20 protein-coding genes are annotated in these 25,810 nt (G+C 53.0%); 1 reads left to right on the top strand and 19 read right to left on the bottom strand.

The features are described 5' to 3' along the window. Positions 1 to 165: 165 nt before the first annotated feature. The 6 genes from AC0YNV_RS02965 to AC0YNV_RS02940 form a co-directional block, all read right to left on the bottom strand. Complete coding sequence (locus AC0YNV_RS02965; protein WP_475765695.1) at positions 166 to 1,044, bottom strand: sugar phosphate isomerase/epimerase family protein; 879 nt, start codon at positions 1,042 to 1,044, stop codon at positions 166 to 168. A 60-nt stretch (positions 1,045 to 1,104) separates the two neighbouring features. Next, positions 1,105 to 2,190, bottom strand: coding sequence for a Gfo/Idh/MocA family protein (locus AC0YNV_RS02960; protein WP_379113090.1), 1,086 nt, complete (start codon positions 2,188 to 2,190; stop codon positions 1,105 to 1,107). A gap of 27 nt (positions 2,191 to 2,217) precedes the next feature. Next, a complete protein-coding gene (locus tag AC0YNV_RS02955) occupies positions 2,218 to 3,081 on the bottom strand; it encodes a sugar phosphate isomerase/epimerase family protein (RefSeq protein ID WP_475765692.1) in 864 nt (287 codons plus the stop codon). Positions 3,082 to 3,109: 28 nt separating this feature from the next. After that, a complete protein-coding gene (locus AC0YNV_RS02950) occupies positions 3,110 to 4,129 on the bottom strand; it encodes a Gfo/Idh/MocA family protein (protein ID WP_475765690.1) in 1,020 nt (339 codons plus the stop codon). Further along, entirely contained in the window at positions 4,129 to 4,989 is an 861-nt protein-coding gene (locus AC0YNV_RS02945; protein WP_475765688.1) for a sugar phosphate isomerase/epimerase family protein, read from the bottom strand. Before AC0YNV_RS02945 ends, AC0YNV_RS02950 begins: the two co-directional genes overlap by 1 nt. A 274-nt stretch (positions 4,990 to 5,263) precedes the next feature. Further along, positions 5,264 to 6,055, bottom strand: coding sequence for an AraC family transcriptional regulator (locus tag AC0YNV_RS02940; protein WP_475765686.1), 792 nt, complete (start codon positions 6,053 to 6,055; stop codon positions 5,264 to 5,266). A gap of 137 nt (positions 6,056 to 6,192) precedes the next feature. On the opposite strand from AC0YNV_RS02940, the gene AC0YNV_RS02935 reads away from it, so the two are divergent. After that, on the top strand, positions 6,193 to 7,479 hold the full coding sequence (locus AC0YNV_RS02935) for a hypothetical protein (protein WP_475765684.1): 1,287 nt from the start codon (positions 6,193 to 6,195) through the stop codon (positions 7,477 to 7,479). A gap of 219 nt (positions 7,480 to 7,698) precedes the next feature. On the opposite strand, the gene AC0YNV_RS02930 is transcribed toward AC0YNV_RS02935, so the two are convergent. The 13 genes from AC0YNV_RS02930 to AC0YNV_RS02870 all read right to left on the bottom strand — a co-directional run bounded on the left by AC0YNV_RS02930 (position 7,699) and on the right by AC0YNV_RS02870 (position 25,512). Continuing rightward, the gene (locus AC0YNV_RS02930) at positions 7,699 to 8,664 is read right to left on the bottom strand and encodes a GNAT family N-acetyltransferase (RefSeq protein ID WP_475765681.1); all 966 of its coding nucleotides are present in this window, start codon (positions 8,662 to 8,664) and stop codon (positions 7,699 to 7,701) included. A 24-nt stretch (positions 8,665 to 8,688) separates the two neighbouring features. Then, on the bottom strand, positions 8,689 to 10,293 hold the full coding sequence (locus AC0YNV_RS02925) for a helix-turn-helix domain-containing protein (RefSeq protein ID WP_475765679.1): 1,605 nt from the start codon (positions 10,291 to 10,293) through the stop codon (positions 8,689 to 8,691). A 24-nt stretch (positions 10,294 to 10,317) separates the two neighbouring features. Further along, a complete protein-coding gene (locus tag AC0YNV_RS02920) occupies positions 10,318 to 12,129 on the bottom strand; it encodes a sensor histidine kinase (protein WP_475765677.1) in 1,812 nt (603 codons plus the stop codon). Between the two features lie 182 nt (positions 12,130 to 12,311). Beyond that, entirely contained in the window at positions 12,312 to 13,688 is a 1,377-nt protein-coding gene (locus AC0YNV_RS02915; RefSeq protein ID WP_475765675.1) for an ABC transporter substrate-binding protein, read from the bottom strand. 162 nt (positions 13,689 to 13,850) lie between these two features. Beyond that, a complete protein-coding gene (locus AC0YNV_RS02910) occupies positions 13,851 to 14,699 on the bottom strand; it encodes a carbohydrate ABC transporter permease (RefSeq protein WP_210039447.1) in 849 nt (282 codons plus the stop codon). Then, entirely contained in the window at positions 14,699 to 15,634 is a 936-nt protein-coding gene (locus AC0YNV_RS02905) for a carbohydrate ABC transporter permease (RefSeq protein WP_210039448.1), read from the bottom strand. The genes AC0YNV_RS02910 and AC0YNV_RS02905 overlap by 1 nt, the downstream gene beginning before the upstream one ends. A gap of 202 nt (positions 15,635 to 15,836) precedes the next feature. Then, complete coding sequence (locus AC0YNV_RS02900) at positions 15,837 to 18,293, bottom strand: helix-turn-helix domain-containing protein (protein ID WP_475765672.1); 2,457 nt, start codon at positions 18,291 to 18,293, stop codon at positions 15,837 to 15,839. A 150-nt stretch (positions 18,294 to 18,443) separates the two neighbouring features. Continuing rightward, positions 18,444 to 19,955: an extracellular solute-binding protein gene (locus tag AC0YNV_RS02895; protein ID WP_475765670.1), complete on the bottom strand. Its 1,512-nt coding sequence runs from the start codon at positions 19,953 to 19,955 to the stop codon at positions 18,444 to 18,446. A gap of 39 nt (positions 19,956 to 19,994) precedes the next feature. Next, the gene (locus AC0YNV_RS02890) at positions 19,995 to 20,873 is read right to left on the bottom strand and encodes a carbohydrate ABC transporter permease (RefSeq protein ID WP_210039451.1); all 879 of its coding nucleotides are present in this window, start codon (positions 20,871 to 20,873) and stop codon (positions 19,995 to 19,997) included. Positions 20,874 to 20,946: 73 nt separating this feature from the next. Then, positions 20,947 to 21,858 carry an ABC transporter permease gene (locus tag AC0YNV_RS02885; protein WP_475767273.1) on the bottom strand — a complete coding sequence of 304 codons (912 nt, stop codon included), beginning with the start codon at positions 21,856 to 21,858 and terminating at the stop codon, positions 20,947 to 20,949. A 584-nt stretch (positions 21,859 to 22,442) separates the two neighbouring features. Further along, positions 22,443 to 23,681, bottom strand: a complete 1,239-nt coding sequence (locus tag AC0YNV_RS02880) for a hypothetical protein (RefSeq protein ID WP_475765668.1) — start codon at positions 23,679 to 23,681, stop codon at positions 22,443 to 22,445. After that, a complete protein-coding gene (locus tag AC0YNV_RS02875) occupies positions 23,674 to 24,144 on the bottom strand; it encodes an RNA polymerase sigma factor (protein WP_475767271.1) in 471 nt (156 codons plus the stop codon). Before AC0YNV_RS02875 ends, AC0YNV_RS02880 begins: the two co-directional genes overlap by 8 nt. 246 nt (positions 24,145 to 24,390) lie before the next feature. Continuing rightward, complete coding sequence (locus AC0YNV_RS02870) at positions 24,391 to 25,512, bottom strand: ATP-binding protein (protein ID WP_475765666.1); 1,122 nt, start codon at positions 25,510 to 25,512, stop codon at positions 24,391 to 24,393. Between the last annotated feature and the right edge of the window lie 298 nt (positions 25,513 to 25,810).

Genomic DNA, 25,810 nt, shown 5'->3' with positions numbered 1-25,810 from the left:
TTCCTCATTGATCATAACATTTTTCAACTGCAAGAAGCGGCTGCCGCATCCCTCTGGCGGTACGGCAAAGTATGGAGGAATTAAACCTTTCTTAACGTTCAAGAAAAAAACCTTTGCCAACAACCGGTTTACCCGACTGATGCAAAGGCTCCTCGTATTATCAAGCTAAGCTTCATTCCACAGCTGCATAGCAATTTCCTTGAGCAGCAGCGCCTGCTGCCAGCGGTCCGATAGTTCCCGGCTGTCACTATCTGTAATTGCGTAGCCCGGAGGGCCAAGCTCGGTTACAAATGGCAGCACATCACCAGGCATCGCCTTGCTTTTCCAATAGGTCATTCCGCTTGACCACCAGCGCTTGAAATGAGGCAGCATGGGATGCTCGCCCCGTTCTCCGATATCCGCCTGAATCTGCTGTCCGTTCGATACTCTCGCATGGATGGAGGAGGTTCGCTGCAGCAGCTGATCGAACAGCGGCTCAGCCTTCTGCTGCACATCAATCATCTCTCCGGCGGCCACATAATGGGACAGATCAATCGTCAGGCGAAGCTGCTCGACCTCGCGCACATAGCCGGCGGTCCGGATCAGATCCTGCGTCAGCTTGCCCCGATGCGTCTCCACGTAATAGGGAATCTGCACGGCAGCCGCTTCCTCGCACAACCCCTCGAGCAGCGATACAGCCTCGCTTCCGGTGACGAAGGCGTCCGCCACCTGGGAATTGACATAGCTGACGCCAAATGCCTCGGCCTCCTTGAGGAACAGATGAAGCTCCTCCCGGCTGCCCGGAAAAGATTGTACGCCAAAGCTGAACTGGTACTGATCCAGCAGGCTGCGCCAGCGCCGGGCTTCCGAGGGCTCCGGAAGACGTCCGAGGATGCCGGTAAATCCGGCCTTCGCGATATGCTCGAACTTCTGCTCGGCGCTCCATTCCTTACCGCCTTCCCCATAGCCGTGCATGGCCCACCAGGACTGCTGGATATCGAGCCTCGGAGCTTGCTCCTGATCAGTCGGACTGTCTTCGCTACGCGGCATATTCCATTCTGTCAATTTCACGCCCTCCTCCCTAATCTTGGCCTCATCAGCCCCCATTGCTGAAGCCCTTATCTCCTATTCAATAGAATAAATATGCGGATTCTGACGGCGGCACTGCTCCATAACTTCCATCTGCGCTCTGACCTGAAGCGGCGTTATCTCAAGCTCCGCCCCTTCCGTCAGCGTCCTGTACAGCATCAGGTATACCTGCTCCGTCATATGATCAAAGGCTGACTTGCCGTCCTCAATTTTCAGGTCCCATGAATCATGATGCCAAATCAACTGCTCACTGCAGTATGCAGGCTTGCCGTTCGCGTCAAGCAGCGGTCCTCTGATCAACTGCTGGGGCGGCGCCTCCGCAGTTTTGTAATATTTCCATTCCAGGCGATGGTTATTGCCATGAAGGCCGCCATGCGTTCCCTGTATGACGAAGGGTTCGCCGGGAAATGCGCTGCAGGAGGAAATCTCGATATCTATAGAGGGATGCCCGGCACCATGCAGCAGCAGCTTGACATAATCCTCGGCATCTCCGAAGGTATTGGCGCGATCCATGATGCAGGTGACATTCGGCATCGTGCCGCTGCCGAACAGCTGAAGAGCCTGATCGAGCGGATGGGGACCCGTATTCATCAAATTCCCGCCGTTATTGCTCTGCAGAGTCTGCCAATCCCATCTGCGGGCAAAGCCGCTGCTCGTCAAATCAATCTGTACGATTCTGCCCAGCACGCCGGAAGCGATGATCCTGCGGATCTGTACGAAGGCCGGCTGATAACGCGAGTTCTGGAAGACAGCCAGCACTTTGCCGGAGCTTTGCGAAGCGGCAATCAGGCGGTCTACCTCTTCCGGCGTTTTCGCCAAAGGCTTTTCACACAAAACGTGCACGCCGCGGTTCAGAAGATCGAGCGAAATGCTGTAATGCTGATCGCTAGGCGAGGCATTGACAACAAGATCAAGCTCCTCATTCGCGACCATCTCTTCCCAGCTCCCGTAAGCGCGGCAGCTATATTCCTTCTCTGCCAGCTGCCGGCGATCCGGGAGCGCATCCGCAACGGCAGCGATCCGATAGAAATCCGGAATCTGCTGCAGCAAATTCCCGTGTATGTCCCGGCCGCTCCGGCCCTGCCCGATAATACCAACCTTTAATGGTCCCCGATTCATCATGGATTTCCCCTTTTCAGTGGTAGGATGTTATGCCAGGCCGCCAGGATGAGCCAGCCAGCTTTTGACTTCCTTATAATCATGCTCGAAACGCTCCACAACCGGCAGCGGAGCGAAGCATTCCAGCGTTGCCCAGCCCTCGTAACCGGTTTCGGCGAGAGCCGCGAATAAAGGCTTGTGATCGACGGCCCCGTCGCCAAGCCTGCATTGGATAAACGCTTCTTCCCCGTGACGGGTCAAATTATTAAAGCTGCCTGCCGCTCCGGCTTCTGCGATCCGAAGTTCATCCTTCACATGCACATGAAGCAGTCGGCTGCCGAGCTGAAGAACGGATTCACGGCCGTAATCGGTGTCCGTGATGTACATGTTCCCGGCATCATGAATAAATCCGACATTGTCCTGCCGGATATACTGCAGCAGCCGCTTGCAATCATCCGTCGTCTCCAGAATCGACTGATTATGAATTTCAAGGGCGACGCGGATTCCATAGGCTTCGGCTTCTTCGGCGCACCGGTCAATAAAATAAGCGGCCTTCCGGTAATGGTAATCCTGAGCCAGGAACCCGTTGGGCCCTCCCTGCTGAATGCGGAAGAGTGAAGCTCCAAGCTCGGCCGCCATTGGCAGCATACGCTTGAAATTCTCGAATTCCCCGGTGCTTTCCTTGTCTCCAAGCTCGGAAAACCGCCCCATATATCCCCCGATCGCGGGAATTTCCAGCCCCAGCTCCCCGGCAAGCCTCTTGATTTCCTTGACCCGAAGATCACTGGTGGTTGGCGACAAATGCGGCTCGCGGCCGGCAATTTCCACGCCATCCACGCCAATCCGATGCGCGATTTGCAGTGCCTCATGAATGCTGTAGTCGATTAAAGCGCCGCTGAATATAGCAATTTTCATAACTAATCCCTCCATCCGATGAAAGCGGTCAATCCAGCCATAGTTCCATTCCAAGCTTCGAGCTCTCATAAATTTTCCGCACCAGCAGCAAGCTGGTATAGCCATCTTTTCCCGTGACCAGAGGCTCCCGGTTCTTCTCCAGCGCATCCAGAATATCCTCAATCTGCAGCCGGTGGCAGGTATGCTGAATACTTAACGGATCGGATACGCCACCGCTTGTACCTGTCTGCTGGAGAGTCGGCTCCTCCAGTCCTTCCACCGACCAGTATGTAATATCGTTGCCGAGGATTTTAATGGTTCCTTTATCGCCGTACAGATTGAGTCCTGCCGGAAAGCCCGGCTTGATACTGGTTGACGCCATAATCGTCCCGAAAGCGCCATTATCGAAATTGACGATAGCCACTCCCAGATCTTCCGCTTCTATCTGATGGGTTTGCGTGGCGATTTTTCCATATACGGAAACCGGCCTGCCAATCAGCCACAAGAGGAGATCGATGGAGTGGATACCCTGGTTCATGAGCGAACCGCCGTCTTCACGGATGGTTCCGCGCCAGGCGGCGCTGTCATAATAGTCCTGGGTGCGGTAATAGGGAACCGAAACCTCGGCGAACAGCAGCGACCCCAAGGCATCCTGCTCCACCAGCTGCTTGAGCAGCTGATGCTGCGGCTCGAACCGGCGCTGCGAGATGACCGATAACAGCAATCCCCCCGCTTCGGCGATTGCCGTCAATTCTGCGGCTTCGGCATCATTCATCGCCATCGGCTTCTCGATTACCAGATGTTTGCCCGCCAGCAGCACATCCCTGCCAACGGCATAATGGCTCCCGCTGGATGTCGTCACCGACACAATATCGATATCTTCTCTTGCGAGCAGTTCCTTGTAATCCTCCGTCCAGGCGCAGCCTTCACGCTCACCAATCGCTGCGGCCCTGCCGCTGCTGCGGCTGGATACCGCGATGAGCTTCGCATGTTCAATTTCGTGGATGGCCTTGATATGAAAATCCGCTATCCCCCCGCAGCCGATGATGCCGAACCGCCACCGCTTCATCAATCGCTCACCTCGCGAAGCAGCGCCCGCAGCGCATCCAGGGTCATGCGCGTGCCGGTCATTTGCGAACCTCCTGCCGGAATGAAATGCGTCTCGATCGTAAAAAGCCCCTCGTAGCCATCCTCGGCAAGAGCCTTCAACTGCGCGATAACGGGCACATCGCCGGAGCCGAGCGGCACGCATCTCGGGACTCCATTGCTGCCTATATAGGCATCCTTCAAATGAACATGACCTACGGCATTCCTGATCCGCTCGTATCCAAGCGGGTAGGCTTCCCTGCCGCCGTAAGCCTCATTGCCGGGATCCCACAAACCGCGCAGGGCGGGAGAGCCGATCATGCCGACAATTTCGGCTACCTCGCCAGCGAAGCCGGCATTACAGGACGGCTCGTTCTCCAGCAGCAGGACCACACCGGCCTGCTGGGCAATCCCGGCAGCTCTCCCCAGATGCGCTGCGATTTCGTCCAGATACAGCTCAGGCTGCGCTTCACGCCAGAACGAGAAAACGCGGATCCGCCTGGTGCCCAGCAAGAGAGCGATTTCAATCATCCGGTCGAGCTTGCGGAAATGCGCGTCTACGCTTTCCTCCTGCTGTCCGAAGGTATCCCCCGTAGCAGCCGCACGGCTGGGGTCCAGCTTGCATTTGAACAGGGGCGATGCCAGCGCGGACACATACAGCCCGCGCGATTCTACCATTTCGCGTACATCATGCACCTCGTGATCTTCCAGATCCGCAATATTCCGTCCATTAATCACTCGCAGCTCGACATGCGCCAGCCCCTGCTCGGCAATCCAATTCAGCGCCTCCGTCAAATCCGTCGAGACCTCATCGGTCAGAACACCCAGTCGATTATTTAGCATCTTCTAACGCCTCCTTTGCCGCCCATTACAAGAACTGTACCTAGAACTATATCAACCTTAACTGAAAAATAATTGACTGATTTATTAACTTATTTGACAATTTAACGTTGGTTCCTTCATGTAAGCAGAAACGGTTTTATGGTTTTATATATGCCATCAGGTCAGGCAGAACCGGCTGCGCCGTTCTTTGGCGGCTCAGCCGACTTCTCTCCACCTTGCAAATACAAGCGCCTTATAAGCCGAATTATAAGCAGCCACACTCTTTTTACGACTATTAGCGCTTGCGCAGCTCGGACGGTGCTACGCCTCTGTACTGCTTGAATTGCCGGCTGAAATAATAGACGCTGCCATAATCCAGGGCATCGGCAACCTCGCTGACATTCATGCCATAGTAGCGAAGCAGATGCTCGGCGCGCTCAATCTTCATATCGATCACATAAGCCTCCAGCGTTCGGCCCATAATCGCGCGGAACTTGCGGGAGAAATACCGCTCGGACAAACGCGCCCGCTCCGCCAGAGAGGATACCGTATGCTTCATCCCGGGAAATTGACGGATGTGGCTGGCAACCTCATGAATGATCGACAGCAGCTCCTGATTCTCACTCAGCCCGGCTTCCTCCTCGCATGTCTCCTCGCCAGCGTATTGCAGCAGCAGCAGATAGAGCAGATGTGCAGCCTCTGTCTCACTGCGCGCCTGGTTCTCCACCAGCGTGCGGGCGTAGCGGGTCATGTACGTTTCAAAGGTAAGACGATCCTTAATCTGATGGTAGAAAGGATAATGGCATGAAGCTTCCAATGGCATTTGAAAATGAATATAGGTTATCGTGAGCGGAGATCGCTCATCATGGCGGCCGACTGTCTCGTCACCCGGCCGAAACAAAAAGCAGCTGCCCGCAGAAACGGGACGATGCACCCCATTCAAGATCACTTCGCCTTCACCGCTCCAAACATACCACAGATCAAAATCGTCAAATGGACGGCCAACCGTATTCCACCTCCAGCTCGGTTCGCAGAACACTTTGCCGAATGATGGTGTAAGCCTCAAATCCTCAACTGTAAAAGACATTGCTGAAGCACCTTCCTTCCCAGATAGGCCAAATCGTATAAAAAGTTTGTCTTTACGTGAATGTATTTCCACACCCGGATTCGATAATCTGAAAATTAAGAATCACTATATGAAAAAAAACAGGAGGAATCGATATCATGCTGCATCCATTTATGGGTATCAAGGATTGGGATAAAATCGGGCTGTCTGTCGCCGACTCGGCCGAACGGCTGCGCCGCATCGCCTGCTTCGACAGGAAAATTACGCGGATAGCCGCTGGACGGATGATCGCTTGTCCGGAATACGAAATCAAGGGGCTTCTAGCCCGTATAGCATGGCTTGACGCCACGCATCATGATCAGCTGCGCAGCCGCTGCAAGCAGCTCCGCATGAGTACGTCCGCCTTCGACAAAAGCCCCGGACCATCGCTGGATAAGCTGATGGATGCCGTGCTTGATTCCGGCACCACGCTTGAGCTGCTCAGCGCCCTGTTCACCGTGATCAAGCCGGCGCAGATACGAGCGATCCGCGACTATATGGAGCTTGCCCAGCCTATCGTCGATCAGCCGACCCTTCACATCCTGCGCCACCAGCTGATCGATCGCGAGGATGAAATCGCCTGGGGGCAGGAAGCGATCGCTTCTCTCTCTCCTGCTGCCGGCCGGGAGGAGCTCGATAAGGTGCAGCGATGGAACGCTTATCTGGAGCAGCTGCTAGGCGCAGCAGGCGGAGCCGACGGAACTGGTCCGCAGTCAGCACTGCCCGAAGCAGGAGAATTTCAGAACGAACCTTTTGCACTGCCAGACCATAGCCCGCGCGACAGCCGCTACACATCCTCGGTAACCAAATTCAGGGACATTCATTTTGAAGACAGCGATGAAGGACGTTTCAAGATGATGATGTATTCCCGTTACTTTGAAATGTCGCCTGCGGAAGGCGTAGCCTTTGTACTCTTCGAGACAACCGGCAGGCCATGGGCCTTCTACCTGGATACGGCGCGTCATCTCTGGGATGAGGTGCGCCACTCCTGGTTCGGCGAGGCCGCGCTGCGGAAGCTTGGCTATGACGTATATGAAGCTCCTAACTGGACCGGGTTCTATGAGGTATCCAAAAATCTGTTCGGCCCAGAGGAAGCTTATGTGCATCTGACGGTAGCCATTGAACAGGCAGCCATGAAATACCCGCCCGGCAAGCGCGAGGAATGGGAATTTGCCCGGGATACGGCCAAGGACCCGCTTATGACCACCTTTCAGGATTTCGACTGGGCCGATGAAGTCGTCCATGCAGGCTTTGGCAAGAAATGGGTGATCGATACCGTCTATGACGGCAATATGGAAGCAGCCCGCAGGGACGCCGATCTGACATGGGAGAAAAGGAACCGCTTTATGGAGCAGGTGTCCGACAGGGAAGACAAGCCGCAAAGTCCCTTCGCCGGAAATTATTGATTGCCGCGTTGCCGCACCACAGCCCTAAAGTATTAGGACAGGCCTGGCCGCTTCAGAACGCAGAATGCCGGCCAGGCGTTGTTTTTGCGCAAATATATAGAACATGAAACTGGACTGCAGGCTGCTGAAAATACTTGATGATGCCAAAGGACGCAATAGACGATTCTTCTTTGCCCTCAATGGACGGCGAAGTCGTTTCTTCCTGTGCCCTATACTGGTCTAAAGAAGCTTGCTGTACATCGCATACGTACGCCACAGCCGGTAGCCCATATTCTCATAGAAGGCGGCAATCGGCGTCGCGTCAATGACAATGTTGTCAATTCCGCGGCTGCGAAGCATGGCGATGCCCGCCTGTACGATCGCCGCCCCATAGCCGAGGCCGCGGTAAGCGTTGTCAATGCCCAAGGGTCCCACGCCTCCCAGCTCCTCTTTAAACAAGGGCGACCAGTATATATTTTGTGTCAAAAGAGGCGAAGCCGCGTCATTGATGCGGCAAAAACCGATTAGACGGTCCCCGCGCTCCATAATGACAAATTCCCGTCCGCTGCCGCCTTCCTCCCAATACTGGCGGGTGGAATACTCCCATCTTCCCGGAAAATGCTCTCTCATGAAGCTCTCCAAGCGGCCCCGCTCGTCTTCATGGAGAACGCGGATTGCAGCGTCCTTGAGAACAGGCATATGAATGGGTTCATCCGAGCGATATTGGCGCAGCAAATCCTGCAGGCTGCCTGTAGAGCGGTAGCCTTTGCTCTCGAACCATTGCGCCGCAGCGTCTCCCTGATCCGGAAGGCCGGGGAATATTCGTCTGTGAAGATCATTCCCGAGATCGGCTTTGGCCACGCCCGCTTCACGCAGCGCCCGCTCCGCTCTCTGCAGCAGCTGGCTGCCGATCCCCTGCCCCCGGTAGTCCGTATGAACCAGCAGCGCACTGATCCACCCCTCATCAGCCGGGAACGAGATACCCTCCGTGGGATCCATCCATTTCTTCGCGGCTGCAAATCCGGCAAGTCGGTTCGTGGATTCATCGATTACCGCCCAGGAACCGGCAGCGAGCATATTGCCATCCTCCTGCCAGCATTGCCGGAGCAGCCGCAGACGCATCGGAAAGTCGCTGCCGAGCTCTTCGTTCCACAAGTCAGCCGCAGCCTCAAGCTTCAATTCTGCCAAAGGTATAAATCGAACCATATTAATCCATTTCCCTCCTGAAGGTCAAGCTCCCCTGTATTCGCCTGGCGTCGAGCCGGTATGCTTCTTGAACAGCTTGGTGAAATAGCTCTTATTATCGTAGCCCAGCTTCTCTGCAATCTTCTCTACGCTGATGCCGGTTTTCTCCAGCAGCTCCTTGGCCCGCTCCATCTTGGCGAAGGTGACATAATTGATAAAATTGTGGCCGGTTTCTTTTTTGAACAGCCTGCTGAAATAACTGGAATTGATATGAAGAATATCCGCGACTTCCTCAAGCGTGATTTTCTTGTTGATATGCTTGGTCACATACTGCTGCGCCTCAAGAATCTCCGAGCGTCTGGACTGGCTGTAAATCAGCTGGACCAGCGGTATCCGCTCGCGGAAAAACTTCTGCACCCAGGCGGCGAGTTCATCCAGCGTACTGATATCCGCAATGGTCTGGTGCAGCACCTCAAGGGAGAAGGTCGTCTGGTAATGCTGCAGGGCCAGAAGCCTGGATTGAATATCGTAGAGTATCTTAAGCGTCCATTCCTTCACGATTTCAGGGGGATAACGTCTGCTGCGGATCAGCGCCATCCACCGGATAATGATGCCGCCGAGCCTGTCTTCCTCTTCCTCCAGAAACGCATCCCGAATTTCCCCGAGCGCATCGGAGTAATGCTCGTACAAATCTCCGCCTGCAAATTCAGTAAACGCCGATCTCGGGTATATGCCGCCCTCTGCCAGATAAAAACGATAGGCCGACCCGCCGAGCAGCCAGGAAATTTCCGCGCTCAGCTCAAGAGGATCACCTGCCGCATTCCCATAGATAAAGGTCGCCACCATTCCGAACTGCCTTTTTAACTGCAAGTGCAGCTCCTGGATCAACGGTCTGAACGCCTCGTAGGCATTTTCCTTTAGCGTCCGGCGATAGGGAATCAGAATAATATATTCCCTCACATTATTCGGAAGGAGCAGGACGCCAGGCTGGGCCTGCATGACTTCTGTCACAGCCGTCATCAACGCCAGCATCATCGGAGAATCCTGAATCAGACGTTCACGGACCTGGGCATCCGGATTCAGATAGCACATAATCGGCAAGTAGCTCTTCCCTTCAAGCGCGATGCCAAGCAGCTCCGCTTCCCTGATCCAGGCCGGGACTGCTGTTTCGGTCCCATGAAGCATCTTGTGCAGCAGCGTTTGTTTCTGGGCCATCTCATTCTCTTCGGCAATGCTCTTGAAGCTGTCTATTTGAGCGGAAATCCGGCTCCTGTCGGCAAGCTCGCTGCGGATCCTCGTCAACAGCTCAATCATTTGCTGCTGATTCATCGTTTCCTTCAGCACGTAATCGTCAACCTGCAGGCGGACCGCCTTCTGCGCATAGCTGAAATCATCCATGCACGATAGAATGACAACCCGGATATCCGGTTTAAGCTGCTTGAGCTCGGCTATCAACTGAATGCCATCCATCTGCGGCATGCCAATATCGGTCACCACAATATCCGGCGGCTGAGCCCTGGCTTTCTCAAGCGCGGCGGCGCCGTTCTTGCAGGCGGAGTGGAGCTTGAGCTCAAGCTCCTGCCATGGAATCATGCCGGAGAGAAACTCCAATACCGGGAAGTCATCGTCAACCAACATAACGGAGTACATCAGCGGATCACCTCTCAAGGTTGTTTATTCCGTCGTCAGAATCGGAATCATCACTTGCAGTACAGTCCCTATGCCAGGCTTGGAGTCAATCGTCAGCCTGAATTGATTGCCGTAAATCAGATACAAACGCTCATATACATTGGATATGCCAATACTCGACAGCTTCACTGACGGCGCAGCCGGATTAATATCCCGGATACGGCTCATTTCATGCCGCAGCAGTTTCAGCTTCTCATAGGCGATTCCTTCCCCGTCATCCTCAATTATAATGGTAAGCAGCTTGTCCGCCTTGTGGGCGCTGATGCGGATCAGTCCCGCATTCTGATTCAGCCCGTGAATATATGCATTCTCGATAATAGGCTGGAGCAGGAATCGCGGAATTGGGACAGCCAGACAATCGGATGCCGCATTAATCTCCAAATCGGCCTTCTCGGACTGTCTGAAATTCAGCAGTTCCACATACTTCTTTACAATATGCAGTTCCTCATGAAGCGGCGTAAATTCATTGTCCCGCTGAATCGTCATCCGCAGGAGACCGGATAATGAGGACAGGAGCTCGGCATTCTCCTTGTCGCCTTTCATGAGAATACGGAGGCGGATCGAATTCAGGATGTTAAACAGAAAATGAGGGTTGATCTGGGCCTGAAGCATGGCGAGCTCCGCTTTGCGCTTTTGCGTCTGTTCCATCGTGACCTCCGCCATCATCCATTCAATGCTTTCGAGCATCTGGTCGAACATTTTGCCCAGATGGCCGATTTCATCACGGCCCCGGATGTTGGAGCGGATGGTCAGATCGCCGGCTTCTACCCGCGCCGCAACCTGCTCAAGCTTGATCACCGGCTTGGTGAACTGTCTCACCATATAAATAAACAGAACGAGGAACAGCAGCACCGCCGCGATTTGAATGGCAAAGCTTAGTCTGTACACCGTATGAATCTGGCTGACCGCTTCCTTGTAGGGCTTGAGACTTGCAAGCTCGTACCCGCCGTAAGACAGGCTGTGTCTGCTGAGAAGAAAGGATTCATTCTCATATTCAACCAGGCGGGAATCGGGATTCTGAACTTTGCTGCTGAATTGAAACGGCTTGCCGACTTTACTGCTGTCCTTGCTGGCGATAATCATCCCCTGTTTATCAAGCAGAACGGTTTCCTGGCGTCCTACATCGTGGCGGAAAATCTGACTCAGCTGATCTTCCCCGATACTGACGATAAGATAAGCGTAAGTCTCATTGGAGGACATACGCAAATTACGCGCGACGGCGATTGAGAAGGGAATGCCGGAACGGCTGGAATCGGGGGTTCTTTTGATCAGACCCACCCAGTCCACCTCGAATGCCGGCAGATCCCTCAGCCGTTCCATCCATGGTTCATTCTCGATGTCGGATGGCTTGAATGCGTCATCCAGCTTAAGCGTGCTGGTAAAGTATTGTCCTTCTGTCGTCATCAGCGTGATATATACATTATCCATAGCGTAAGCAATATTTTCGAGCTTGTCATCGATAAAATATTTGGCCGCCAGCGTATCCTTCGCATAGTCCTGCTGTTTGGAACGGCTGCGCTGCCAAATTTCTTTCAGGGATACGTTGATATCATTCTCAAACATAATCGAATTGGAGATCCGGATCATGCTGTCGAACAAGCCCGATATATACACATCCGCAAGCTCAAGCGATTTTCTCTCATTGTCAACAACCTGGGCCCGGACAATATTTTTGGTCAAATAATCGCTGGCCCACAAGGTGAGCAGGGAAGGCAAAAGCAAACAAAGCACAGAAGTAACGACGAGCTTGTAGCGCAGACTTCTTCTCCAGCTTTTATTTTGAAAAAATCCGGCCATGATTACCCCCCTGAGCGCTCTCAAATGTAAGGGAAACTGTGCGAGCATGGAGAACAACTAAATGGAGTGATTTCATAGGATTTCCTATAATTAGAAAAAACACCCTTTCCCGAAAAGCTGCGGATAAAATAAAGTTCGGGAAAGGATGTCGTGCTTATTCTATTTTAACATATTTTGAGCGATTATTTGTTAGCGTCGACTACTTTTTGCAAAGCCGCATTGGCGCTCTTGACCGTGGTTTCGAGATCCTGCTGTTTCAGTATGAATTTCTCCGCTTCCTTCACAAACGCATCATCCAGTTCGGTTTGATACGCCGGCGGGATATTAAGCGGTGAGGTCGGGCTGTTCTTGATGACATACGACAAGGAATCAGCGTCGATTTTATCGGGGCTTTGGACTTTTCCCTTGACGCCCGCAATAAATTGATCAACATCCTGGTTCTTCCATGCCGAATAAACATTGTTCAGCTGCTCGCCTTTGGTCGTGTACCAGCGGATGAAATCATAAGCGGCCTGCTTCTGCTCCGATTTGTTCAACACCGCCATGAAGTTGCCGTTCGCGGGGCTCAGACCTGTCTGCCCGTCCGCCGAGCTGGATGGCATTGGCGCAAACGCCGAGACGAAGGTTGCAGGGAACTCATCCGAGCCTCCTGCTTCGGTTATCATCCAGTTGCCGGTAACAATCATGGCTGCTTTCTGGGCGAAATAAACGGAGCGGTAAGCCAGCTTTTGAGAAATCGTGTCGGTATACGGAATTGCGCTCTTATCCACATTCTCCGCCTGATCGCGGATTTCCAGCGATTTGCGGATTTCCGGGCTGTCAATTTTGAGCACGCCGTTATTGATCAGGTTGTTATCCTTCGGCTGGTTGATCAAGCCGAGCTCAAAGTACAACGGCCAGGAGTGAAAGTACGTACCGAATATTTTATTGGCGCCTTCCCCGCTGGAAAGCTTTTTGGAATAGTCGAGATAGTCGTCCCACGTCCATTTGGTCGGGATAGGCAGACCGGCTTTGTCCAGCATATCCTTGTTCAGCAGTACAAAATAATTCTCGTACGTGTCTGGAAGGGCATACACTTTGCCGTTGATAGAAGGATCAACGATATACTCGTCGGTTACGCTGATTCCTTCGGCAGTAAGCATATCATTGAGCGGGGCCAGCAATTCAAGACTCGCGCGTTTCGAATATTCGCTTGAATTGGGGAACAGGGCGATATCGATATCTTCCCCGGAAGCCACCAGCAGATCGAGCTTCTGCATGCCCGCCACGGAATCGTTATTGTCAACAAGCGGAACATATTCCACTGTCACATCCGGTTTCTCCTGTTTATACGCTTCGATGGCCGGCGCCATCTGCTCCTCCGGAAACCACGCAGCCATTTTAATCGTAACCGGTTCAGACGAAGCATTGCCCCCTGTATTCGCGTTCGTGGAGTTCGCGGGCTTGTTCGCATCGGCAGATGTTGAATTCGCATTATTGCCGGAATTACCGCCGCATCCCGCCAACAATCCGACAGCAAGCGCAATCGTAACCGACATACCCCATTTTTTCTTAAACATATGATTCCTCCTCAGGTCTTTTGCGCAGCGCTTTTACGTTTAGCAGCTGGATTATCCGCTTTAGCTAATCCTACCATTCAGCTTTTTATTAAGAAGCGAAAAAAATTGACTGGTTTAAAATTATTTTTACATTTTTCGGCAGTTTTCATTATTTTCCCACTCCTATCCTTTCACGCCGCCAAAACTGATTCCTTCGATTACATGCTTCTGGCCGATAATGAAGACGATCAACAGCGGAATTATCGCAGATACCGAAGCTGCCATAATCAAGGAATAGAACTGTCCGTTGCGGTCGGCAAAGGCGCTCATTCCCAGCTGGATCGTGAAGAGCTGCTTGTCGCTCAGAAAAATAAAAGGCGTTTGAAAATCATTCCATGTCCAGATAAAGCGAAGGATGCCGTAAGTCGCCAGAGCCGGTCTTACAAGCGGCAGCATAATACGCGTGAAGATTGTAAAATGGCCTGCGCCGTCCATTTGCGCCGATTCGATAAATTCATTGGAAATGCCCTGGAAGAACTGGCGCAGCAGGAAAGTTCCAAGGACGCTGAAGCCGCCCAGCAGAATAAGTCCGGTATGCGTATTGTAAAGACCCACAGAGCGGAACATGACGAACAACGGAACCAGCGTGGCTTCTGCGGGAACCATATAGGTCGCCAGAATGAAGAAAAACAGAATATTCCGCCCGCGAAAATGAATTTTTGTAAACCCGTAGGCGGCCAGGCTGGAAACAATAACGGACAGCAAGGTGGTGAGCAGCGTTACTTTTATAGAGTTCCAGTAAAACAAGGCGAAGTTCGCTTTGCCCGCCCAGACGGCGCGGTAATTATCAATGATCTGCCAGTGCTTCGGAATCCATTCCACGGGATAGTTGAAGATGTCCGTCTCCGGCTTGAAGGATGAGGACAGCATCCAGAAGAACGGCAGCAGAAACAGGAGTCCAATGATGGACATCATGACCGTCATAATGATTTTCCCGGTATTTCCTTTGCGTGAACCCGCGATTCTTTCCATTAATCATGCACCCACTTCCGCTGCGCAATCCATTGCAAAAACGTAATCAGCAAAACGACGAAGAAGAGCACGACGGCCATGGAGGAGGAATAGCCGGTCTTCAAATTAACGAAGCCCTCCTGAAACATCCGGGTGACAATAACAGAGGTGGAATCTGCCGGTCCTCCGTCGGTCAGTACCTTAATGAGCGCGAATACTTTAAAGCTGCCGATGATTCCCGTAATCAGAAGAAAAAAGCTGGTTGGCGTAAGCAGCGGGAACGTAATGCTTTTAAACTTGTTCCAGGCCCTTGCCCCGTCAATATCCGCTGCTTCGTACAAATCATGCGGAATATTATTGATTCCGGCGATATAAATAATCAGCGATACGCCCATATCAATCCAGATCATCAGCATCATCACCGAAGGCAGCGCATAATGAGTATCTGCCAGCCATTTGGGCGGGTTGTCCATACCGAGCGACATCAACAGCCCGTTCACTGGCCCGTAGGACGGGTGAAACAGCACCTGCCATACGACTGCCACCGCAACGACACTGGAGATTTGCGGCATAAAAAAAATGATTTTGAAGAAGCTCTGCGCGTATACATGCTTCGTCAAAATAACGGCAAACAGCAGCGCTATGGCCATTCCGATCGGGACCGCCAGGATCAGAAACAGATTATGCAGCAGCGTTTGGATGAACGCCTCATCCTGAAACAGCTTGATGAAATTATCCATTCCGATGAAGCGGATTTTACTGTAACCGGTTACGAATGACCAATCCGTGAGACTTAACGTAAACAGCATAATAACCGGAATTAATGTGAATACAATGACGCCCAGAAGCATGGGACCTGTGAATAAATAACCGGCAAGCGTCTCGCGCCTTCTCCTGGCGCTGCTTGACCTTATCCTGACGCCGGGGACTGCCGCGCTTTTTTCCTGTAGCCCCATTTTATCGCCCTCCAACCCTATTCGAACTCATATCTTATTATAGGATTCATCAGAATGCGCGCATAAGGCAGGATTATGACTCTTTTGTAATTTTTTTGACTGATGCAAGCGATTTCAGAAAGACACAGGGAAAAACCCGGAATCTAAGGATCCCGGGCAATTCTGAAATTGTGATAGAAATCGCTGTCGGTTATCAAAGTCTTCATCCGCTTCTTTGATCGCGGTATTGACCGGGTGTAAGCCCCTCCGCCTTGCGAAAGACGCGGATGAAATACGAAGGCTGATAACCGACAGCCTCCGCAATCTCGTTCACCCGCAAATCCGTTGTGCGCAGAAGCTCCTTGCCCTTGGCAATACGCACGGCCGCGAGATATTCAATAAAATTGATTCCATGAATTTGCTTGAACGCCCGGCTCAGGGAGAAGGTGCTAAGCCCGCAGGATTCCGCGCAGCTCTCCAGGGAAATGTCTCCTGCGAAGCTTCTCTCCAGCTCCTCCTTGACTCTGTCGACGATCTGCTTCAATTCCCTGTCCTGCTGCAGGAAGATCCATTTCATATAAGCGCCCAATACGTTATTCTGCAGCAGCTGGAGCATCGCTTCCGGCTCGCGGATCGACAGCAGCTGCTCGTAGAGGCTGCCTCCTTCCTGCTGGCCTGGAGGCTGGAAGCCCGCCTCCATCATCGTGTGCAGCAGGCTGCCAAGCAGCTGCAGCGCGCCCTCCTGCACCGCCTTCTCCGTGACGCATCTGTGGGTCAGCTCCCGGAAGAAGGCTTCTATCCTGCCTGCAGACTCCTCTGCATGCCCCAACCGTACAGACTGGATCAGCTCCTTCTCCAGCGAGAACGGATAGCTTCCGGCTTCACCGACCGCAGGAAGCATATCTGCAAGCTCCATCACCTGCCAATCCTCCTTGAGATCGCGGTGACGGACTGCTCCGCGCAGATAGGACAGCAGCACCGGAACCTCCTGGACCCTGTCGGGACCGCCATAGCAGATCACCGCCTGCAGCTTGAGCAGCGAGCGGAGCATCTGAGCCAGCTCCCTTGCCAAAGTGAGCAGCTGCTCCTTCGTCTGCTGCGGCGTTTCCCACGCCGGGCACGGGATCAGAATCGCCACGGTCGTGTCTTGAAAATTAATCACTTCCGCCTGCTGAATTTTTCCCTGCACAAATTCCTGGGCGACATTGGCCGCGGCAAACGTCATCAATTGCTCTTCATTCTCGCGGAACCTCCGTTCTGGTGAAGACAAGCGCCCGATCTGGAGCAGCAATACGGCAATCCGGTCCCCTGCGTTTAGCGGCCAACCGAAGCCTGCCATTCTCTCCATCAGCTCCTCCTCGCTCAGCATATGGTAATGGCCATTCACAAGCTGCATCAGAAAGCCCGCCCGCAGCGACGGATAAGCACGCTTGAGCTCTGCCTGAATAGCCTGCTTCTCATCGGACATATCACGCCACCGGCTCTCGATATAGCCCATCTCATCTCCGTCGTAGCCTGTACTCCTGTCCTGTTTCCTGGAACCCGGATGATTCTCAGAATCGCCATACCCGATGTCCTGCTCCATGGAAGCGGCATCCCGCCGAGGTTCTCTCACCAGCGCCACCAACCGGTGGATAGGCCGGTACAAGCGGCGGGATCCCAGCCATGACAGCAGTACAGCCAGCAGCAGGCCCGTCAGACTGACGGCAAACAGCGACCGGGATAATAAAATTATCGGACCTGTCATCGCCGACAGCGGCGAAGCGGTTACATAGGTCCACGAGGTTCCGGATCTGGCGAGTTTGCTGTAAGAAACGGAATAGCTTTCATGATCCCACTTGAACAGATAGGAGCCGCTCTTCGCTGTTTTGCTGTTCGCTCCCCTTTCCTTATTTTCCCCCTGCCGTTTTCTGACATCTGTCATTAATGCGGCCCTGAACGGTTCCGAGCCCTCGGCTGCACTTGTTTCCTGAACGATCAATTCCCCGGCATCGTCAATCAGGAGCGAGGTTCCTTCCTTCTCAAGCGCCGTCTCCTGCACCATCGCCGTCAGCTTGGCGCGATCCATGATAAATAATAATGCTCCGTATGATTTGCCGTACACCGGAAGCCTGTTGACCAGCACCACCTTCTCCTGCGGACCGGCTGCAGTCTGACTAAAGTGCGTAAGCCAATAGATGCCTCTCGTATTGTCCAGCAGCCGATTCAGCTGAATCTGTTCTTCCTTGCCGGCAATCTGTCTGATTCCGCCGCTATCGGAGAGGACAACGGGCAGATCCTGCTTGAGATACAGCTGCACCTCGCCGATAAACGGATAAGTCGCTTTAATCAGACCGAGGAAGCTGAATAACGCATAGGACGTATTATATTCCCGCTTCAGATCCGTTTCCTTCAGACTCGCATCCATTCTGGGATCCAATGCCCATTGGGAAGCAGCCAGCTCCAGCTGCGAGAGGGTCTCGTCCATCCTAGCCGTTGTTCGCCCGAGCAGCACCTGATGGGCGCTTGCCACCGCCCGTTCGATATTGGTTACACCAAGCACATAGGAGGCTATTCCGATCACAGCAGTCGGCAAACTCGTGATGCATAAGACGAGTATCAGGCTTTTCTGATAGAAACGTCCACGGCCTGTCCGCTGCTTCCACCACCGGTTTCCCATATTCCAGCCACTTTTGATCATCTGAACATGCGCTCCTTTAGAGGGATCAAGAAGTCCAAATAGGATCACGGGGAACTTTTTGAACCTGCATGATTAGCCAGTTTTTTTGATGCTTGCCTTCTGGCTTGACTACCAGTTTAACATGTTCAATTGTGAAACCGACGGTTACGCTTACCCCTCTTGGCGCTTCGCATAAGAGGCATTAATCTCTTCGGTAATCTTCAGCATGTCGGGATCGGACTTCAGTTTGTTCACATAGTCGTCCCAGTCGCTCATCGGCACCTTGCCGAGAATCACTTTGGTCTTCATATCCTGAATTTTCTTGCGAAGCTCCGTACCTGCCGTCACATTCGTTTCGGAATACAGGCCGGTGGACGGATCGGGAACGCTGACCTTCTCGCGCTCGTCGATGATTTTCTTGTTGCGCTCCAGCATATCGTTTGGCATGCCGCTGCGGTAAGCTCTCAGATATTTGTCATATTTGATGAAAACCTGTCCGAGCGCCTGCTGGGCGACGATGTCCTTCTTCGCCTGCTCCGTCACCGTCTTGACGCCGTTTTCTTCCGTATAATGGGTTCCTTTGATGCCGAAGCTCGCCAAATCGCTGCCCTCATCGGAAGCCCCGTAGTCCATCAGCTCCAGCAGCCTCTTCATTTTTTCCTCGGGCACTGTCTTGGGGATGGCAAACATGCCGAAAAACCCGCTGTCCTTGTTCACATAACCGTTAAGCGACACCAAGGGAAGGAAATCCGCATTCGGGTCGCTTTTGCGAAGCTCCTCCGTCGGCTCCCAAGCCGCCTCTACCGTATCCTGGAATCCGCCAGCACGGCCGGCCTTCAGCATGTCCTTGGCCTGACTGTTCTTCAGCACCGCCAGATCCTCGGGAATGAGCTTCTCATTATAAGCCCGGTTCAGCCACTGGAGCGCTTCCTTCATCTCCGGCAGCAGATTCACATTGACCAGCTTGCCGTCCACTTCCTTCCAATCGCCGGTGGTATGGGTGAAAGCATTCACAAGGGTGCTGAAGTAGGCCATCCCGTTCTGATCCACAAAGCCTGCGTAGCCTATTGTATCCTTCTTGCCGTTCCCGTCGGGATCCTGCTCCACAAAAGCCTTCAGCACCGTGTACAGCTCATCTGTTGTAGTCGGAGCCGCCAGGCCCAGCTTGTCCAGCCAGTCCTTGCGGATATAGGGGAAGCCTCCGCCTTCCACAGGACGGACCCTTGGAATACCGTAATTGTTGCCATCCGCCTGCTTCGTATTGGTCCAGGAATCCTCAGGGAATTTCATCAGATTGGGATAATCCTTCAGGAAGGGAGTCAAATCCCAGAATGCGCCCTGCTGGACCATGGTTCTCACCTGTGCCGTGAACGGGTCATCCAGCAGCATCAGATCGGGGATATCGCCCGAAGCGAGCGTGACATTAACCTTGTCCCCATAGCTGTTGGGAGAGACCCAGGTTATATTAAGCTCCGTATTGGTCTTCCTGGCGAACTCCTGCACAACGACATTGTCCGGTCCAGGCGGCTCAGCTGTGTAATACATGGTCATAATATTGACCTTCAATGGAGCTTCGCTGCCTGTTCCTTCATCGTTCGGATTCCCAGCGCTGCAGGCGGAGATAATCATGGTCATTACCAGAACGACGGCAAGGGTCAACCGTTTTTTTGATAAACGTTTCATAGTTTCATAGCCTCCCAATAGTTTATATGGTCCAGTTGCTTACTCTTTAACGGCCCCGATCATCGAGCCCTTCGCAAAATGCTTCTGCAGGAAAGGATAGACCAGCAGAATGGGAACCGTCGCAATGACGACCGCCGCCATCTTCAGCGTCTCCGGTGGAATCTGCTGCTCCGAGACCATCTCCGCCGCCGCAGCGCCCCCCGCAGCTGTGGAAGAGTCAATGAGCATGTTTTGCAGGAGCACCTGCATGGGCTGCTTGTCAAAATCATTAATGTACAGCAGCGCGCTGAAGAAGGTGTTCCAGTAGGCGACGGCATAGAAGAGGCCGAAGGCAGCCATAGACGGCAGGGATAATGGCAAAATGATCCGCCACCAGACACTGACATCGTTGCATCCGTCAATCCTTGCAGCTTCCTCGAGACTCGGCGGGATGCTGTCGAAGAAGCCCTTCATCAAGAGGACATACCAGCCGCTTGTCAGCACAGGCAGAATGAGCGACCAGGTGCTGTTGATCAGATGCAGATCGCGGACAAGCAGGTACGGCGGAATAATTCCCGGATTGAACAAGGTGGTAAGCAGGATAAGCAGCATCATGATGCGCCGGCCCTGCAGCCTTCGGCGGGAGAGGGAATAGGAAAGCCCCGATGTCACGAGCAGACTTAAGGCTGTGCCGACAACAGCGAGAAATCCGCTGTTGCCCATGGCCCGCAGGAACGCGTCCGTGGACATCAAATATTGATAGGACACCAGGCTCCAGTGCGCCGGCCACAGCGTTGCCCGGTTCTTGATGAATTCCGACGGGTCGGTGAAAGATACCACGAATACATAATAAAGCGGAAACAAGGTGACCAGGCCGACAACGGCAAGCAGAGCCGCATTGGCAAAGGTGAACATACGGTCACCGTAGTCTCTTTTCATAATCGACTCCTCCTTTCATTCTTGCGTAATTACAAGCCCAGGCATCTACGCGGACAATCCTTCGAACGCTTATTCAATAAACGCCTTCCTCGCCGAATTTTTTGGCCAGGCGATTGGCGCCAATGACCAGCAGCAGGCCGATGACCGATTTGAATACACCCACTGCCGTACTGAAGCTGAATTGTCCCTGCTTGACCCCCAGGCGGTAAACGTAGGTGTCGAACACGTCCGCAACCTCGGACACCGCTCCGTTCATCATCAGAAATACCTGCTCGAAGCCGACATCCATCATATGGCCGATGCGGAGAATCAGCAATATGATGATGACCGGCCGTATGCCGGGCAGCGTGACATGCCAGATTTGCCGAAGCCTCCCCGCTCCGTCAATCTTCGCCGCCTCGTAAAGCTGCGGGTCAATCCCCGCCATAGCGGCAAGGAAAATAATCGTCCCCCAACCTGCGTCTTTCCATATGGATTGTGCCGTCAGCAGCCCCCAGAAATAGTTCGGGGTCGTGAGGAAATCTATTTTGTTCAGACCCGCCGCCACAAGCAGCTGATTCACAACGCCTTCGCCTGTGGAAAGCAGCAGGAACGTGATGCCGACAATAATGACCCAGGATAAAAAATGCGGCAGATAGACGATGGTTTGAATGACCCGTTTGTAGGCGATGCTGCGAACCTCGGCAAGCATGACCGAAATGAGTATGGGAAGCGGAAAAAACAGCAGCAGCGACAACAGGTTAATCGCCATCGTATTGCGGAACAGCATCATGAAATCGGGATTGGAGAAGAACCGTACATAATGATCGAAGCCCACCCACGGGCTGCGCCACATCCCCTGATACGGCGAGTAATTCTGAAATGAAATGATGATTCCCCACATGGGCACATATTTGAACAAAATAAAGAAGACAATTCCCGGCAGCGCCAGCAGGTAAAGAAATTTGTCCCGCTTGATTCCGTTCCATATGCTCTGCTTGCGCATTTGTTTCACGGCAGAGATGTATGCGGTTTCATCACTTTGCTTCCGGTTCGCCTTATAATACGAAGACATTCTTCCTGCCACCTCCTTGACTGTATGAACCCAAGCCGCCGCCCAGGGTTCGGGTAAGGCCACTTTACGATATGCGGTCATTTCCGGCAATCGCAACTTTTTGCAAAGCGGGCCTGCCGGTGCCTGATTGCCCTCTGCTGCGGGGTTTCCAGCCTGACCGCTCCCGCTGCCCGGGAGGCTTCGCCATGGATTTTCACCAGTTGACTTTTCTTGCATAATGACTGTCCGGACGTGAAACTGCTCGTTGAAAATACAAATTGTTGAATGGGGATGCTGATTCCACGCGGTTATTAGAATGACAAAAACGGCAGCCCTGGACGAAAGAATGTCCTGGACTACCGCCGTTATATGGAGCCATTTAACCGGGAACGGGAATTTTCCATCCCGGCTGTATGCTCCCAGATCTAAACATTCAACTCTTATTCAGGGCCTGTTTGAATTCAAGATATAAGCCGCCAGGCTTGCAAACTTCACCGAACGGTCTGAATTGGAGCGGTATCGTCAGAATATGCCTGTTACAGCTTCAGATAATTAACGTTGCTGATATAAACCGTATCATCCGCATCCGCAGCTGCAGCCTCGGCTGGTTCGTCATGATCCTGTTCGGCTCGCCGAACATCGATCACGCCTTCATTCTTGATCAGCTTCGTTTGGACTATGCCATACTGTTCGCCCTCGACGCTGATGACGCCATAATTTACGATAGATCCGAGCGAATCGAACAGCAGCTGCGGATCGATCTCTGGCGCAACATCAAGCACCCCGTGTACAATGAAAGAGAGTGGTTCCGGCGTATATTTCAGCTCGCTCGGTGTTAAGCGGTATTCGCCTTCAACGACGCGCAGCTTGCCAGCGTAGCTCAGCACCTCCACGGCGGGATCGGTCGTTACGGCCAGCACGCCGTCTTTCAGTTCCAAGGGGCACAGGATCGTTCTGTCAGAGTGCAGACGGTCGACTGACGCGGCAAGCCGCTCCGGCGTTACGTCGCGCTCGAACCGGAGCATACTGGTTGCATGGATGCTTCTATTTGGCAGTCTCTGCAGCACGCCCGCATCCAGCGTCAGGTCGCGGTCGATATAGTACGTATCTGCAGGAATAGTTACGATCTTCGCCTTATGCGGATTGACCAGCCTGCCGGACAGCGCGGCCAACAGCTCCTCGCGGATAACAAGCTCGCCCGTGAACTCCGCATTGTGCAGCTTTTCATCCAGCAGGGCAGTGTCGACAGCATCCAGCAGAACAGCTTTTCCGCTGAAGGAAACCCTGGAGCCGGAAGGCAGCTTGCGCAGGAACAGGTCGTCGATATGGACCGGATCGTTAATCAGAAGCGCGTTATCCATGTATGAAGCGAGACGGCCGTTGTGCTGTATGATCTTCCGTTGAACGACGCTGAGCACGCCCTCGGGGCAAAAAATCGTGCCATTCACGATGATGCCGGCAATGCCGCGCTCCAACGATTCGGCATCGGCATCCGGCCGAATAACAATCGTCCCGTTGACCAGAAGATATTTCGGGCTGTCTCCCTCCGCGGCGGCTCCGACCTCGTACCGGTCGTTCACCAAATGCAGCTTGACGCCTTCCGGTATCTCGACCCGTACGTTGATGTTATTCTGAGCGACGTTAGCCAGCAAGCCGACGGTCGCTGTGCTGTACAGTAGTAAATTCACGTTCCTGATCATGCTTACGTCGTCCATCGTTTGTTCGGCTGCCGTCGTGATGTCCAGCACATTAACATTTTGGATTACTTTATTCATGGCGGGAATCCTCCTGTTCTTGGTTCAGCTTATTTCGCAATAGGCGTAAGGCGGTATGAATACGATAGCGGACGGTGGCGTGGGGGACGCCGGACCGATCGGCGATCTGCTTGCCGGTCATGCCCAGAATATAACGCTGTCGGACGATTTCGCGAAGCTGGGAAGGAAGGCACTGCAGCAGCTCTTCCGTTTCTAGACCAGCCAGGAAATCGAAGTCGGTCCAGGGGTCGTACCCTTCGGGCAGCGCGGTCTCGAATTTCGTTCTCCGGCGCCGGTCGTAAAGCAGGTTCCTCATCACCTTATAGAGCCAAGCCCTGCGCTCGTATGCCGCCAGCCGTTCGAGGGTTACGGAATGGGCCAGCGCCCGAACGAACGTCTCCTGCAGCAGATCTTCCGCTTCCTTGTCGTTGCCGGCGATGGATCGGGCAAAGCGGTTCAATTCGGCATAATGCACGGTATACAGTTGTTCGATGATCGCGGCAGCCCCCTTTCAATATCCGTCCATTTCAGCTCCATCCGTCCTTCGCATGTATAACGTTCGGGCGGGGAAAAGTGTTGGGCAATGCGCGAACTTTTTTTTCTGGAAGCACAATCCTTGAATTTGAGACTGGCTGGGAGCAACAGTATCCAGTAGATTGTATAGGGGTAATGACATATTTGAATAGCACGCCAAAGAGCCAACCATCGAAACGGTTGACCCCTGGATCGTCTATTGAATGCTGAAACGCAGCTCTGGATTGTCTTCTCTGAGCTCATTGACTCGTGCTTCTATGACTGCTTTGTCAAAACCGCCCGCAAACAGATCCCGTTCGGGCTTAAAGGTAATGCTCGTGCCCGTTTCATTCGTCTCACCGACCATCATTAATCCGGTTTGCGGTATCCCGTGCCGATACTCTTGCCGATAAATTCCGCCCTCTCTGCGAATTTCCACGTTCAACACGTGAGATAGCGCATTAATGAACGCCATCCCGATTTCTTTCTCCGCACCTGGAGCGAAAAACGATGTGCCTTCTTTGGAAGCGTTGATCTGTTCGATTTCGGTCAAGACAGTCTGCACCACAGGCTTGCCGGTATGCGGCAGCAATCGAATCGGAATCCCCCGTCCGTTATCCGTTACCGTTATGCTTCCGTCGTCATGCAGATAGATACCCAGTTCGCTGCAATATCCGGCCCGATGCTCGTCGATCGAATTGTCGAGAACAGGCCAAAGCAGATGATGTATATCATATCCTGACTGTGTTGGAGCGCCCAAATAGGCATGCGCTTCATTACGGGCTTCGGTCATATCGATAAAATCACTGGTATCGATCAAATCCGAAACCGCTGACAGCAGAAGAAGAATCGGAAAACGGCGGTGAGCCGGAATGGTATAGCGTCCTCCGCGTTCCTCCTGAGTCAATAAATCCGCGCCAGACAATGCCTTCAAATGATGATACAGCTGTCCGGTTGTCCCCATATTCAGCCGCTCTACAAGCTCCGTTCCAGTACGTGGCTCATCCCAAACCTCAAGTAGCAAATCCAGACGCTGTTTATGTCCGAGCGCGGAAATTACTTTCGCCGCCTTGCCTCTGTCAAGTCCGAGCAAATCGTCAGATTTTCGTTCCTGCGGCCCGCATCTTACGGTTTGCTGCCCGCTTCGATAATAACCCGAGAAGTAAATCGCGCCATGTTCCGCGTTACCATCCTGCAGAAACGCTTCCGTTGAGAGCGGTTCGTTCCCTCCTTCAGCCGCCGTTTTCCGCTCTGTTCCTCCCATTTGCCGAATAAGCCGCTCGAGCTCTGACAACTGCGCTTTCAAGGCATCCAGTTCAACTCCGTAATCCCGATCCATTGTATCCTCACTCCTTTTATTCAATAATGCTGCGATCATTTAAGTTATTCATTCGCGTTTAATGTAATTACGTAATTACGTTATTACATACATAATAACAAATATATCCTTCGTTGTAAATGCCAATGGGCATAAAAAAACAAAAGGAGCTGCCGCAGCAGCCCCTTCGTCAAATGACTTTCGTTAAGTCAGGTATCGCTCGCTCTCATTCTGATGGAGGTTAATTCGAGCAGATACAAACGTTTATATTTTGTTTACAACTTCATTACGTTTAGGTCACAAGCTTCCTTTACATTAA

It is taken from the genome of Paenibacillus sp. JT31N11, from assembly GCF_056269285.1.
Note: the sequence above shows the minus strand (reverse complement) of the source record. Positions and strands in the feature narration are given on the sequence as shown.

Excerpts from the sequence above, each read along its gene's own strand:
- AC0YNV_RS02935 (WP_475765684.1), top strand. The coding sequence starts at position 6,193 with ATGCTGCATCCATTTATGGGTATCAAGGATTGGGATAAAATCGGGCTG.
- AC0YNV_RS02960 (WP_379113090.1), bottom strand. The coding sequence starts at position 2,190 with ATGATGAATCGGGGACCATTAAAGGTTGGTATTATCGGGCAGGGCCGG.
- AC0YNV_RS02940 (WP_475765686.1), bottom strand. The coding sequence starts at position 6,055 with ATGTCTTTTACAGTTGAGGATTTGAGGCTTACACCATCATTCGGCAAA.
- AC0YNV_RS02930 (WP_475765681.1), bottom strand. The coding sequence starts at position 8,664 with ATGGTTCGATTTATACCTTTGGCAGAATTGAAGCTTGAGGCTGCGGCT.
- AC0YNV_RS02895 (WP_475765670.1), bottom strand. The coding sequence starts at position 19,955 with ATGAAACGTTTATCAAAAAAACGGTTGACCCTTGCCGTCGTTCTGGTA.
- AC0YNV_RS02955 (WP_475765692.1), bottom strand. The coding sequence starts at position 3,081 with ATGAAAATTGCTATATTCAGCGGCGCTTTAATCGACTACAGCATTCAT.
- AC0YNV_RS02925 (WP_475765679.1), bottom strand. The coding sequence starts at position 10,293 with ATGTACTCCGTTATGTTGGTTGACGATGACTTCCCGGTATTGGAGTTT.
- AC0YNV_RS02910 (WP_210039447.1), bottom strand. The coding sequence starts at position 14,699 with ATGGAAAGAATCGCGGGTTCACGCAAAGGAAATACCGGGAAAATCATT.
- AC0YNV_RS02905 (WP_210039448.1), bottom strand. The coding sequence starts at position 15,634 with ATGGGGCTACAGGAAAAAAGCGCGGCAGTCCCCGGCGTCAGGATAAGG.
- AC0YNV_RS02945 (WP_475765688.1), bottom strand. The coding sequence starts at position 4,989 with ATGCTAAATAATCGACTGGGTGTTCTGACCGATGAGGTCTCGACGGAT.
- AC0YNV_RS02900 (WP_475765672.1), bottom strand. The coding sequence starts at position 18,293 with ATGATCAAAAGTGGCTGGAATATGGGAAACCGGTGGTGGAAGCAGCGG.
- AC0YNV_RS02915 (WP_475765675.1), bottom strand. The coding sequence starts at position 13,688 with ATGTTTAAGAAAAAATGGGGTATGTCGGTTACGATTGCGCTTGCTGTC.
- AC0YNV_RS02880 (WP_475765668.1), bottom strand. The coding sequence starts at position 23,681 with ATGAATAAAGTAATCCAAAATGTTAATGTGCTGGACATCACGACGGCA.
- AC0YNV_RS02885 (WP_475767273.1), bottom strand. The coding sequence starts at position 21,858 with ATGCGCAAGCAGAGCATATGGAACGGAATCAAGCGGGACAAATTTCTT.
- AC0YNV_RS02920 (WP_475765677.1), bottom strand. The coding sequence starts at position 12,129 with ATGGCCGGATTTTTTCAAAATAAAAGCTGGAGAAGAAGTCTGCGCTAC.
- AC0YNV_RS02950 (WP_475765690.1), bottom strand. The coding sequence starts at position 4,129 with ATGAAGCGGTGGCGGTTCGGCATCATCGGCTGCGGGGGGATAGCGGAT.
- AC0YNV_RS02870 (WP_475765666.1), bottom strand. The coding sequence starts at position 25,512 with ATGGATCGGGATTACGGAGTTGAACTGGATGCCTTGAAAGCGCAGTTG.
- AC0YNV_RS02890 (WP_210039451.1), bottom strand. The coding sequence starts at position 20,873 with ATGAAAAGAGACTACGGTGACCGTATGTTCACCTTTGCCAATGCGGCT.